Origin of the sequence: Aliivibrio sp. SR45-2 (assembly GCF_963890165.1) — a bacterium.
Taxonomy (GTDB): Bacteria; Pseudomonadota; Gammaproteobacteria; order Enterobacterales; family Vibrionaceae; genus Aliivibrio; species Aliivibrio salmonicida.
The window spans coordinates 1-13,291 of sequence record NZ_CAWPRC010000197.1 but is presented as its reverse complement, the minus strand read 5'-3'; the positions used below and the strand labels follow the sequence as shown (position 1 = coordinate 13,291).

General features: G+C 38.6%; 9 protein-coding genes and 1 pseudogene. 5 read left to right on the top strand and 5 right to left on the bottom strand.

Features of this window, described 5'->3' with window-relative positions:
* The 5 genes and pseudogenes from AACV33_RS19050 to AACV33_RS19030 all read left to right on the top strand — a co-directional run.
* Nucleotides 1–172 (top strand): annotated as a pseudogene (locus AACV33_RS19050) (AEC family transporter); the annotation flags it as partial.
* 3,618 nt (nucleotides 173–3,790) lie between these two features.
* Nucleotides 3,791–5,026, top strand: coding sequence for an RHS repeat-associated core domain-containing protein (locus AACV33_RS19045; RefSeq protein ID WP_017021588.1), 1,236 nt, complete (start codon nucleotides 3,791–3,793; stop codon nucleotides 5,024–5,026).
* Between the two features lie 112 nt (nucleotides 5,027–5,138).
* Nucleotides 5,139–6,332, top strand: a complete 1,194-nt coding sequence (locus tag AACV33_RS19040) for a hypothetical protein (protein WP_182700537.1) — start codon at nucleotides 5,139–5,141, stop codon at nucleotides 6,330–6,332.
* A 119-nt stretch (nucleotides 6,333–6,451) separates the two neighbouring features.
* Nucleotides 6,452–7,483 carry a hypothetical protein gene (locus AACV33_RS19035; protein WP_182700536.1) on the top strand — a complete coding sequence of 344 codons (1,032 nt, stop codon included), beginning with the start codon at nucleotides 6,452–6,454 and terminating at the stop codon, nucleotides 7,481–7,483.
* A gap of 300 nt (nucleotides 7,484–7,783) precedes the next feature.
* A complete protein-coding gene (locus tag AACV33_RS19030) occupies nucleotides 7,784–9,058 on the top strand; it encodes an NRAMP family divalent metal transporter (protein ID WP_182700535.1) in 1,275 nt (424 codons plus the stop codon).
* An 86-nt stretch (nucleotides 9,059–9,144) separates the two neighbouring features.
* Here the strand turns inward: AACV33_RS19030 and AACV33_RS19025 are convergent, their stop codons facing one another.
* The 5 genes from AACV33_RS19025 to AACV33_RS19005 all read right to left on the bottom strand — a co-directional run.
* Nucleotides 9,145–9,618, bottom strand: a complete 474-nt coding sequence (locus tag AACV33_RS19025) for a MarR family winged helix-turn-helix transcriptional regulator (RefSeq protein WP_023602810.1) — start codon at nucleotides 9,616–9,618, stop codon at nucleotides 9,145–9,147.
* A gap of 267 nt (nucleotides 9,619–9,885) precedes the next feature.
* On the bottom strand, nucleotides 9,886–11,073 hold the full coding sequence (gene choV, locus AACV33_RS19020) for a choline ABC transporter ATP-binding protein (RefSeq protein WP_182700534.1): 1,188 nt from the start codon (nucleotides 11,071–11,073) through the stop codon (nucleotides 9,886–9,888).
* Between the two features lie 2 nt (nucleotides 11,074–11,075).
* A complete protein-coding gene (choW, locus tag AACV33_RS19015; protein WP_182700533.1) occupies nucleotides 11,076–11,918 on the bottom strand; it encodes a choline ABC transporter permease subunit in 843 nt (280 codons plus the stop codon).
* 47 nt (nucleotides 11,919–11,965) lie between these two features.
* Nucleotides 11,966–12,907 carry a choline ABC transporter substrate-binding protein gene (locus tag AACV33_RS19010; protein WP_182700532.1) on the bottom strand — a complete coding sequence of 314 codons (942 nt, stop codon included), beginning with the start codon at nucleotides 12,905–12,907 and terminating at the stop codon, nucleotides 11,966–11,968.
* 77 nt (nucleotides 12,908–12,984) lie between these two features.
* On the bottom strand, nucleotides 12,985–13,291 hold a 307-nt coding region (locus tag AACV33_RS19005; protein WP_255458631.1), incomplete at its 5' end, for a GMC oxidoreductase.

The window sequence follows — 13,291 nt, the reverse complement described above, 5'->3', positions numbered from 1 at the left end:
CGACAACTTTATTGAAGTCGCTTCTAAGCTCGTATTTCAAGTCACCTTACCCGCGATGCTCTTTTTAAGCATCGTAAATTCTGAGCATGATTTCTCATCCAGTAGCCGTTTAATTATTTATGGTCCTTATTTTGATTTAACTGTTGGTTATAATACAAATAATGCGATTGATGTCGGTTTTGGAAGAGGGTGGTCATTGCCACTCAGTTCTTTTGATAATGTAAATTCAATGTTGAGTTTGAGAAATGGTCAACAATTCAAAATTGAATGGAATTCAACAGAGAATGAGTATGTAGCGCCATACCGAAAATTAAAAGATGTCCGTATTTACTATGTCTCTACGCCAGGGACAGAGCAAGGTGAAATAAAGGTTATTAATGCCTCTGGAGAGATCGAATTTATTGATTGGAAAGAAGGTACTCTCAGTCGATTATACAGTGCAAAAGGTCATCTTCTTCGTTTCTCGTACACCAATTATAATTTCCAAAGAACATTGTATAAAGTGGAAGACAGTTTTGGATTAAGTATAAATATTGATACGTGGTCAGACGAATGGCTGACAAAAATTTCATTATATAACAAAGATATGTTGCTTAAGTCATCCACAATTAGAAAAATAAGTGGCGGTGATTTTAAACGCTTGTCGTATGCGACATTACCCAACAGAGAAGATTTGTATTTTCAATTCGAATACTCATGGTTCAGTGATACAGGAATGGATCTGTTGTTAAAAACAACCTACCCAGCCGGATATTCAGAAGAAGTCACGTATTACGAACGTGGTTTTTTAATGCCTGATGGCGCGCCAAATAAGTATGTACCACAAGTTACGAAGATGAGGGTATCTCAAGGTACCGCATTACCTATTCGAACGCATACTTATACCTATTCGGATAAAAACTATTTGGGATTTGCGAGTGATCGGGCTTACGTTGCCGGTGAAGACACTCTTTTTAAAGCAGCACAAGACTATAAATATTCTGCAATTGAAACTATCGATAATGAGATTGAAATTCAGAAGACATACACCAAATATCACTTAATTGAAAAAGAGCGTTATCTCTCTAGAGGATCATCATACCAAGAAGTAAATTATGAATATTATGCAAATAATTCTGTTGGTATTGAATATCAGGAGCCTCAATATACCTATTTGAAAAAGAAAGAAATTGCATTTTTAAATGGTTCTTCAATAAGTAAAAAGTTGGAATATTATCAGTTTGATGAGTGGGGGAATAATATAGAGCACACTGATGAAAGTGGTATTACAACGGTGAGTCAATATGAGCAGAGTGCACAAAATCATTTTAAAAATATCCCTGTATCACAAAGCATATTGGATAGAAAAAGAAACGTAGTAAATAAAAAAGAATTTACCTACAAGACATTACCTTCTTTATTAGATGATCATTCTTTTTACGTTCTTGAGACGGAAGAAATAAATGGGCAAAAAACGAATTATCAGTTTTATGAAAATCGCCAAAATATTGAAGTTTACGGAAAGAAACGAGAAGAATCTTCAGTGGTGTCTGGCGAGACTCCGATGCGTTATTCTTACACGTATGATTTTAATCAGGATCACCTTGTTTACCAAGTGCTCACGGAAAATGGATCATTATATTATTCCAATACCGAGCATTATGATTTTTTAGATAGCCAACTTATTTATAAAAAAGAACCAGAAGGCGTAGAGCTCGAAGTTAATTACGATGAGTTGAATCAAATAAATAAAGAACGCTTATTAAAAGATAACAGCCTTTATTCTGAAAAAACGTACCAGAGTCATATTGATAGTGACAACTATGTTTTAAGTATCGAAGATTCTGAGGGTGAAATAACCGTTCAGACCTACAGTGCTAATGGTCATGTCCTTTCAATGGCGACAAAAATTGGCAGTAATAACACAATGGCTTACACCAATCAGTATGATGCGTTTGGCCAGAAAATCTCGACAACGCAATACGACAATCTTGATACGAGAACACTAGAATTAACAACGCGTTATGAATACGACTTATATGGCCATATTAGTCGCACTATCTACCCTTCAGGGGCGGTAGAAATAAACCAATTTGACTATGCATCTCGAACTCACACCAAAGGCATCGAAGGGAAAGGGTACGTTATTTCTCATCAAGATACGTGGGGCAATACCGTCTCGGAGCAGTATTTTGATCGAACAGGCCAACTTCTTTACGAAATCCCTTATCAGTATGACCTAACAAACCGTTTAATTCGTACAGAAACAAGTCGTGGTTCAGTGATTGAGTTCAAATACGATGCGTTTGATCGCGTGATAGAAAAAGCAACTCGTTTTGCGGGTAAGAACGCTTCAGAGTCATTTGTCGATAGAATGAGCTATGACAAAAGAACCAAAGAAGAAAGCCTAACGCTTCATACTCGAGAGGGGTTATTAGGTGATAATGAAAATACCCACGCGACCATTATTAGTAATCAATACGATGACTTTGGGCGCCTGACGGAAAGGCACGTCAATGGCTTACGTTACCAGTACAAGGATTATGATGATTCAAACCGTTATCAAAGCGTTGTTCTGCCAAATGGCCATTCGGCGACGTACACCTATCACCCAGTGCTTGGGCTGGTTACAAAGCAAGAAGTCAGTAATGATATATCCTCAACTCGACGCTTTAGCTATAACAAACGTGGGTTAGTTGTGAGTGATTCTGCATCGATGACAAGCAGTCAATATGAGTACGATGCATTTGGAAATCCAAGTAAAAAAACGGTGACGAGCTTAGGCGCGACAACAGAAAACGCCACGTTTTCATATTCAGCAAAAGGACTTTTGTTGTCTATGCGTGATTTTACCGGCAACACAAAAGCACTCACTTATGATGGCTTTGGCCGTGTTCAACAACTTGTCTTTGGAAGCCGTGATGCAACCGCCGTCGTTGATCTCAGTTATGACCAATTTGATCGGCTTGTCTCGCAACATTATGAGGATGGAAATGACCAAGTAGAGATGTATTTGGATTACGGTGTCAATGATATGGAAAGTCGTCGTCGTTGGGTTCGTAATGGAAAAGAGACGTTAAAAATGGATCTTTCCTATGACCAGTCTATGAGGATTATCGAGCGAAAAACCACGACGAATGGAATAGTTCAAACAGAAACGTTTGATTATGATCAACTTGGTCGAATTACTGAGTTTGTCAGCGCAGGAGTGAACCCGCCGAAAGATGTCATGGGAAGAGAGATCGTAAAGCAGCAGTTTTATTATGACCATTTCGACAATATTACGGATTTGGTCACACAGTATCAAAATGGGATTGTGAACACTGAAAGCCGAATATTCGATACTGACATGCCGACTCGATTACTCAATATTTATAATACACACGGGGATTTCCCCAACCAATCTTTTGAATACGATGCTCTTGGTAATCGAGTGAATTTATCACAAAGAGGGTATCAACTCAGCTATAACAATTATGGTCAGTTATCTGAAATACGAGATGATCAAGAAAAAGTAATACGCACGTACCATTACGATGCGATTGGAATGCAAAGTGTTTCCGTTGATGCATTAGGGAACATTGCCCAACTTTATTATCACCATGACGAGCTAGTTGCAATCATGAGAGCCAATGAATCAATGGCTTTCTCTGGGGCGCACAGTGGTAAATCACTGACGATCACAACGGATCCGAAAAGCACTAAAGCAAGCTATAGCTATCTTGACGGAACGAACAGTAATTTAGGGTCTACGCGTGAGCAGGCGACTCACTCTAGTTCATCATACTTACCTTTTGGATGAGGATTATCCATGTTTACTACTTTATCTCGACGTAATTTTTTAAAACAAACGGCTTGTGTTAGTGGGGCGACTTTGTGGTCATACAAAGCGTTTCCTGTGAATGCCATGGTGTTTGACAAAGTACTTCCTTTATCTATTGATTTGGGACAATTTGGTTATCATGGACACCGTTTGGAAACCCATATCGGACTTTATCATACAGGGAATGGGTATCGTGTTTATGACCCACTTTCACAGAGTTTTCTGCAATTTGATAATTTAGAATCGCCTCATGGGAAGGGCGGGATTAATGGGTATAGTTATTGTATTAATGACCCCATCAATCAATTTGATCCTACGGGTGAGTTTAACGCGAGAGGTTTTTTCTTTGGGTTGTTCAGTTTTATTGTTGGGGTTGCTGTTGCGGTTTCAGCGGTGGTTACAGGAGGAGCAACTCTTGTCATTGCATTAGGCGTAATTGGAGGTGTTGCAGGTGCGGTAAGTGGTGTTCTTGATATGGCGGTCGCTGGTATTGATGATAGTTCAAACCCAGCAACGAAGGGGTTAAAAATTGCGTCCGCGGCTTTTGGTTTAGCCGGAGCCGTTGCTGGGGGAGTGAAAGGCATTGCTTCAACGATCAAAGCAGGAAGTGGAATGTCTTTTGCGCATAAAGCGTGGGGATCAAAAACGTTTATTAAAATTACAGGCTTTTCTAATAAAAATATATTGGGTCAAATATCCCAAGCTCCAACCATCAAGTTTGCGGGTCTATCTGCCGACATGGTTGGCGTCGTTGGCGCTTCAATGGTGATGGCGGCGACGGTACAAGATGATAAAAAGCTGAAATTATGGGGTTCAATCATTAAATTCGGTGGTGGAGTTTCTAAAGGGATCATTAAAACCGTGGATAACTGGAACCCTAAGTTAGTGACGTCATTTACCGGAAAATCGTTTGGTAAAACAAAGCAGAGTTGGATCAAATCAGACAAAAAATTTGATATGAGAGTGGATTGGGCAAAACGAGGTCTTTCTGTTTCTAAAGACCCTTGGTCAATTACCGATCAAGTGATTGCTCAAACACAAGGGAACAGCAGTTCAAGTGCTTCTGAGGTTACTCAATCTTCATCTGTCTTTGTGTCGAATTCTGCCGCTCATTCGCCTCAAGTAATTAATGCATTACAACAAGGTATTAATCAAAGACAAGGTTTTTATTCCCGCTTTGTTGATAACACGATTGGTGATGGGCTTCTTATTGGTGCAGCCTAAACGTAATAAAGGATGTGTATTTTAAGGAACGCTTATATTGGAGAGGTGTGGCTGAAATAAGTAGTAAATAATAAGTGTATTTTTCAACTAAATTAAAAAGGAAGTTTATCTTATGAGAAAGTTTATATTTACATCAAGTGTCTTTTTATCTGCACTTGTTTCATTAAATGCGTATTCGAATCCACCGGGTTCATGGGTTCGAGATTTAAGGATATTATCTGACAGCGGGTTAGGTAATACAGACATATATGCGAATGGTAATATGCAAGCGGCACTAGATATTATTTATGATCTTGAGCCTGGGTATTCATTAAAAAGCGTGATACTAAAAAAATACAATACAGGGCAAGATTTAGATGATTGGGAACAGTCTTCGCTCGAAAATAAATATCTGCATAATATTGGTGGGCAACGAATTGGTCATTTAAGAAGTTCTAAATTTGTACAGCGCTATTTATCGACAAGCTCGCCAAGATCAGTGTCTGTGTGCGTTGAATTAACAGCAACTAAAGAGGGGCAAGATTTTACGACTTCAACATGTGAGCCTGGAACTAACCAAGCAAGTGTGTTTGTTAATGCAATCAACCCCGTGTATCTAACAAAAAAGAACTTTGAGCTTTTGCCGTGGGATATATCTTCCGAAATAGATGACTACGAATATCAGCATACGCTAAATCAACCGACAGGAATTTTAACTCAAGAGATTAAAGAGCAAGTATTAAGAAAAACAAGCGAAACACCGACTATTTTAGATATTGAAGTTGATCATCTTTTATCAGAGAGCACATCTACGCTTTATTTACAGGATAGTCTGATTAGTAAATACGGAAGTACAACGCCGACAAGTGACGATCCGTATCATTTATCGCATATTATGGCTTGGGCGGTATTACCGAATATGGGCGTTAATAAAATTAAATATGTTGAGTCGACTGGTTGGAATAATTTTAATGCCCTTACTTTAGAAAAAAACATACCTTATGCATTTAAAAGTGATCCAAACTATTTGTTCTCAATTATCACTGAAATTATGAGATTAGATAGAGGAAAGTATCAAGCAGGCTATAAAAGCTACTTGAACTGTTCTGTACCAGGTGCGAGCTCTAATACAACGATTCCTTGTAATACGTTGACCACCATCGGTTCAAGTGACGTTGAAGTTTATGATTCAGGGGTTATAGCATCAAAAAGTATAAGCAGAAATAGCAGTGCCATTAAAGTGACCGATTATTATGGTACTGAATCTAAAATCATTATGGGTGTTAGAAAAGTAGATAATTATTTATCAGTAATTGAACTCTTTTAATATTTATTATCTATACCGTCCACGTAACTATTATCAATTTTTTAATATCATAGCAAGTTCATTGCAATGATAGATTTAATACATTATTTATTATTTTTAATTAAATAAGGATTCTATTTATGAAAAATTCGACATTAATATCTAGTCTTTTATTATCTATATTTATCTCATCGAGTGCTTTAGCTGTTTCTTTACCACCTGATGGTAGCTTAGAACGTTCTGGTCCGCCAACGCCACCAAGTTCGAGTATTAAAGGTTTACGAATAGTTGCAGGGAATGGAACATCTAATACTTCAATTTATGCTAATGGTAATATGCAAGCAAAGTTAAATGTTTTTTATGATATAGAGAGTGGAGATTCTCTTAAAAATATATCAATAAAGGAATTATATACAGCCGCCACGTTGTCACAATGGAATGTAACGGATATAAAAAACCAACACTTTTCAAATGACCTAATTTCTCGAAGTAGTGGTCCTCAGAATTTAAGCCAGAGTTATTTAACAAAATATTTAACGACAAATAGTCAGGATATAGTGTCCGCTTGCGTGGAGTTAACAACAAGGAATGGCAGCTTTAAAAGTACATGTGATGGCGATTCTAATCAGTCATTTGTAAGAATTGAAGCGCTTGAAGACCAAAGTTTTACAGTTGCTGACTGGGATAAAAATTTACATACTAAGATGAAAAATAGCTTAGGGCATGAATCTTGGCTCAGAGGTTACACTCCTCCAAATGGTAGAAAGATTGCTTATGTTGATTATAAAGGCTCATATGCAAGAAACGGAAGAACGCCGAATAACGCCAAAGTGATTTTTGCGAGTCCTTCATACAATTCTACGGTGCGAAAAGGGCAATCAACACTTTATGTATTTAAGCCAAACACAGGTGTAACGTCAAAGACATTTTATTACGGTGCGATCAGCGGTAATAATAAGCAATATAAGACTTATACTGTCAATAATTCTGGGAATACAACCAATTCATTAGTCTTTGTTACTAATTATATTTGGAATTATAAATACGCAATATCGTTAAACCCTATACATGCGTCAACTTACTTTATTGGTTCTATTGATGTTTATGATACTTATGGTAGTAAGACTACATTTCGCTTTTCAAGAGATGGATTAGGCGTCAATATCATTTGATGATGTTCATCATAAATACGATAAGAAAGGCCGTTTATGTTAGCGGCCTTTTTATTTGCTTTTTAATTGGCACGTGCCAATTTTATTTTTTACGTGAATGAATTATTTTTATGAGAACAAGTAAATAACAAATATTATTGATAGTTTAATCATTATTTGAGATTTAACGTATTTATTCATTTTTTAAATTGATTTAAGTGAGCCCTTTATGTAATTTAATTGTTAGCTTAAATGTAAAAGGAATTTGTTCATTTAAGGAATGTATTAACATCTGTGATAAGTAGGAAAAGAAGAACATATATGGGACAGTCTTGCACACAAGATGGCATGAAGCCAAAGTTAAAAATGAAAGATTTATTTAGATCATTAGGGCCAGGGATCATGATGGCCGCTGCTGCGGTTGGTGGGTCACATTTAGTGGCATCAACGAAAGCGGGTGCTATTTATGGATGGGAGTTATTGTTTCTCATTCTTGCTGTCAATTTATTGAAATACCCATTTTTTAGAGCAGCAGTTCAGTACACCGTTGGCACGGGTGACAGTATTATTCAGGGGTATCACAAATTAGGTCGTGGTTATTTGTGGGTGTTTTTAGTGCTAAGTGCTATTTCTGCGGTGATAAATACCGCTGCGTTATTGTTGTTTAGTGCCAGCTTATTAGGGTATTTTTTACCTTTTGATTTGTCATTGAATGTGCTTTCTGGAATTGTTCTTGTTACCTGTATGACGATACTGTTTGCTGGGCACTTTAAAGCTCTTGATTTGTTATCAAAGATCATCATGGTTATTTTAACCTTTACGACCGTTATTGCTCTTAGTGTGGCTTTTTCTAATGGCTCAGTCGCTCCGGTAGATTACGAAGGGCCATCAGTATGGTCAATTGCTTCGATTGGTTTCTTAGTGATTACCATGGGGTGGATGCCCGCTCCGATTGAAATCTCAAGCATCACGTCTATGTGGTTAAAGCGTCAATGCCAAACTCAAGAAGTGACGGCACAATCGGCTTTATTTGATTTTAATGTCGGTTATATTGGTACGGCGTTATTAGCGGTGGTTTTCTTATCATTAGGCGCATTAGTGCTATACGGATCAGGCATTGAATTTAAAGCGTCGGGGATTGGGTTTTCTCATCAGTTAGTTGGTATTTATGCGGCAACGATTGGTGAATGGTCGCGTTATTTGATTGCTGTAATAGCCTTCTTCTGTATTTTTGGCAGTACTATTACGGTTATTGATGGCTATTCTCGAGCGGTGTCAGAAGCGCAATTGTTGTTGCAAAATAAACCGTTAGATCAGCCAAAGCATTATAACTGGTGGGTTATCATTGTTTCTGCAATAGCGATGTTGATTGTCACAATGTTCATTTCATCATTGATGGGAATGTTAAATTTCGCGATGATCATGGCCTTTATTACGACCCCTGTTTTTGCCGTGCTTAACTACATCTTAGTAACAAAAACAGAATTGCCAGATGAGTTGAAAATGGGACCAAAATTGAAAGCGTTGTCGATTGTTGGCCTCATTTATTTGTTTGGATTCTTAGCTATTTTTGTTTGGTGGAAATGGTTTATATAACTATTTTCTACGCAACAAAAAAGCCTCTTTAATTAGAGGCTTTTTTATTTTAACTGAACGTTATCTCGATAATCGGAATGAGAACGTTAGATCTTTGCAATACTTTCAAGTTGTAATACAGGGGCTGCATCAATGTCTTCTGCGTTCATCATTGAAGATACACGCTGCATCGAAGACAGTATAAGACTTTGTTCCCATGACTCTAAATTATGGAACTTGTTCACAAAGTTATCTTGTAAAGAGAGTGGGGCTTTACTAAGTAACTCTTCCCCTTTTTCAGTCAAATTTGCATGTACTTTTCGTCTGTCAGATTCGCTACGGATGCGTTGAACGTAACCATTATGCTCTAAGCGATCGATAATGGTTGTGGTGGTTGCTTGGCTTACGTTCGTATGTTTTGACAGTTCTTTGATCGTTACATTATGCATGCTTTGAATCGCACGCATTAAAATAAGTTGAGGACCGGTTAATCCATATTCTTTACTCAGTTTTTTCGATTGTAAATCGATAGCTCGAATTATCTGACGAATAGCGACCAAAACTTCTTCATGTTTATCCACGTAACAGCCTTTGTATAAATGTAAAATTGAATGGTTTACAACGTTGTTGATTTCCGCATTGTACTGATGTTCGTACTATTCTCAATCTTTTCTCGTATTGCTTGCTCATCCATTGTTGTTTTTTCTCTCAATTGAGGCCTGACAACAAGATGTCGCTATTTCAAGATAGTGTATTTATGGAAGATATTCAGGGGGAGGTCGTATTATTTAGGTGTTTCTAAGGTTCAAAAAATAAAAGGTGAGAATTCCCACCCTTTTACTTAGGTATTACGCGGCGCTATGTAATGTAAAGTCACCAATCAGTGCGCTATAGAATTCGCTGTTATCTAAAATGCCAACTAATTGATTATGTTCAACCAGTAAAATTGGGTGATTACTGAGTTGTTTTAGTTTTATCGCATCACGCATGCCAATTTCTGGGCTTGCGATAACCAGTGTTGAATGATTGATTAAAGACAGATCTGTCGTTGATTCATCCCATTCAATTAAAGTAAGCGTTGGCTGACCTTCAATGTTCAATTTACCTTGGTGTTGATTTACCCAAAGATTTTTAGTATTACAAATCTTCCAACAGTCATTTTCTTGCTTAAGTGAATCTAGAGGCTGCATTAATGAACGGCCTTTTAATACATTTAATGGATTTGTGTGAGCAACAAAATCTTTCACGTATTCTGTTTTTGGGTTAAGCACGATGTCTTCTGGTTTGCCGTGCTGAATTAATTTACCTGATTCCATGATCGCAATGTTATTGCCAATTTTTAACGCTTCATCTAAATCATGGCTGACAAACAAAATGGTTTTATTCAGTTTAGTTTGCAATAAAAGGAGTTCATCTTGAAGCTGAGCACGGATGAGGGGGTCAAGGGCCGAGAAGGGTTCATCCATTAATAGAATGTCCGTATCCATCGTAAATGCACGAGCTAAACCAACACGTTGTTGCATACCCCCTGAAAGTTCATGAGGGTATTTCGTTTCCCATTCAGCAAGGCCAACCATTTCAATTTGTTCACGAGCTCTTGCTCGGCGTTCGTTTTTTTCGATACCCTGCATTTCCAAACCAAAAGCGACGTTATCAAGGACTGTAAGCCATGGCATTAATGCAAAGTTTTGGAAAACCATCGAAACACGTTGAGTACGTAAATGGCGTAAGGTTTCTTCATCACACAGAGCGACATCAACAAGTTTGTCGCCATTTTTAATCATTAGCTCACCACGGCTTACTTCGTTTAATCCGTTAACGGCGCGAAGCAGACTTGATTTACCGGAACCAGATAAACCCATTAGAACGCAAATTTCGCCTTCTTTAACCGAAAGAGAGACGTTATCTACGCCAACAACGTGCCCTGTTTCATCGATGATTTCTTGACGAGTTTTACCTTGGTCAAGCAATGCTAATGCTTGCTTTGGTTTTTTTCCAAACACCACATCGAGGTTTTTAATAGTAATCGCATCCATGGTTATACTTCCTTCTGATTCGGTGCTTTACATAAGCGATCAAGAATAATAGCGACAAGAACAATGGCTAATCCTGCTTCAAAACCTTGTGAGATATTAACGGTGTTAAGCGCTCGAACCACCGGTTTACCTAAGCCGTCGGCCCCTACGAGTGCCGCGATAACAACCATCGATAATGACAACATAATACACTGGGTAATGCCGGCCATTATGCTCGGTAGGGCGGCGGGTAATTCGACTTTTACTAACAGTTTCATGCGGCTTGCACCAAACGCTTTGCCTGCTTCAATTAACTCTCCCGGCACTTTTGTAACACCAAGATACGTAAGACGAATAGGGGCGGCGATAGCAAAAATAATGGTAGAAATTAAGCCCGGAACAATGCCTAAACCAAACAACACTAACGTTGGAATTAAGTACACGAACGTCGGTACGGTTTGCATTAAATCAAGGATTGGTCTTAGCACGGTATAAAGCCAAGGTCGGTGTGCGGCCATGATCCCAATCGGTACGCCAATTAATACGGAAATCGTTGTCGCTGCAAAAACAAGGACAAAGGTTTCCAGCATTTCTTGCCAGTAGCCAAGGTTTAGAATAGTGAGTAGTGCTGCGACGACAAAAATCACTAATGATGGCTTTCTGTGTAAATACCACGCAATAGCAGCGGTCATAAGAATAGGAAGCGCAGGTGGCATCCATTTAAAGACATCGACTAAAAAGAGAATAATAGTTTCTAGAAAAAATGAAATGGCATCAAAAAAACCAGCGGCATTAATAGTTAACCAGTCAACGCCTGTTTCCATCCATTGCCCAACAGGGATTTTGTGCTCTGTAATAAAATTCACAATATTTCCTTAAATTCTTTGGTGGACCGAAGCCCACCTTTTTTTAGTTAAGCTTTCACTTGTTTTAGGTATTCTGTAACCGCTTTTGTGGCCGAATCACCCTGTAGAGAGGTAACGTTTTCAAGCCATACTTTTATTTGTTCTGGATTTTTCGTTAACCATTGTTGAGCCGCTTTTTCTGGATGTACTTTTTGGTTCAGGATTTCTTCCATAAGCTCATTTTCCATTTCTAGTGTGAACTCTAGATTTTGAAGAAGTTGACCTACGTTTTTACATTCTGAAAGGTAGTTAGAACGAACATTGGTATACACGCTTGCGCCGCCATAGTTGGCTCCAAAGAAGTCGTCACCACCTGATAGATATTCCATTTTAACATTGCTGTTCATTGGGTGTGGAGCCCAACCTAAATAAACAATCCACTGACTACGACGCACTGAACGAGAAACTTGCGACACCATTCCGGCTTCACTTGATTCAACAACACTGAAGTCTTTAAGACCAAACGCGTCAGAATCAATCATGGATTGGATAATGCGGTTGCCATCGTTACCCGGTTCGATTCCGTAGATGCGGTCTTTGAACTTGTCGGCATTTTTAGCTAAATCTGCAAAGCTTGTAACGCCTGCGTCGTACACGTATTTTGGTACGGCAAGTGTGTATTTAGCGCCTTCTAAATTAGCACGAACGGTTTCTACTGTGCCCGCTTCACGGTATTTAGCGATATCCCCTTCCATGGTTGGCATCCAGTTACCTAAGAAGACATCAATGTCGCCATTCGCCATTGAAGAGTAAGTGACGGGAACAGAAAGAAGATCGGTTTTGGTTTTATAGCCCATGCCTTTAAGCAATTCAGAGGTGACTGCGGTTGTTGCGGTGATGTCTGTCCAACCTACATCGGCAAAACGAACGGTTTCACATTGATTGGCATATACGTTAAAAGCGAATGAGCTGATCGCTAATGTGGCAAGTGTCTTTTTTGTAAGTGACATAATAATTCCTTGTAATGATTCCTTTCGCCATTGGTTAGAACGGCGATGCTGACTGTATTTTTTGTGTTTCTTATTATTTAAGAGAGTGAATTTGTTTCTCTTATTGGTGTATTTATTCGTTGTTTCTCTTTCCATTCTGGTGCTATCCAAACTGGCGCTTGTTCCCCTGTGAGCATAGGGTTGCCAAGAATGAAATCGGCGGCACGTTCTGCAACCATAATGGTGGGTGCATTTAAGTTTCCGTTCGGAATGGTTGGGAATACAGAAGAATCGACAACGCGTAAATTCGTAATTCCACGTACGCGGCACTGTTCATCGAGTACAGCCATTGGGTCTTCTTTATTGCCCATTTTGCAGCCACAAGAAGGGTGGTAAGCACTTTCT

Bases quoted from the DNA above. Each gene is read 5' to 3' on its own strand.
- choV (WP_182700534.1), bottom strand. From the start codon at position 11,073: ATGGATGCGATTACTATTAAAAACCTCGATGTGGTGTTTGGAAAAAAA.
- AACV33_RS19010 (WP_182700532.1), bottom strand. From the start codon at position 12,907: ATGTCACTTACAAAAAAGACACTTGCCACATTAGCGATCAGCTCATTC.
- AACV33_RS19040 (WP_182700537.1), top strand. From the start codon at position 5,139: ATGAGAAAGTTTATATTTACATCAAGTGTCTTTTTATCTGCACTTGTT.
- AACV33_RS19035 (WP_182700536.1), top strand. From the start codon at position 6,452: ATGAAAAATTCGACATTAATATCTAGTCTTTTATTATCTATATTTATC.
- AACV33_RS19030 (WP_182700535.1), top strand. From the start codon at position 7,784: ATGGGACAGTCTTGCACACAAGATGGCATGAAGCCAAAGTTAAAAATG.
- AACV33_RS19045 (WP_017021588.1), top strand. From the start codon at position 3,791: ATGTTTACTACTTTATCTCGACGTAATTTTTTAAAACAAACGGCTTGT.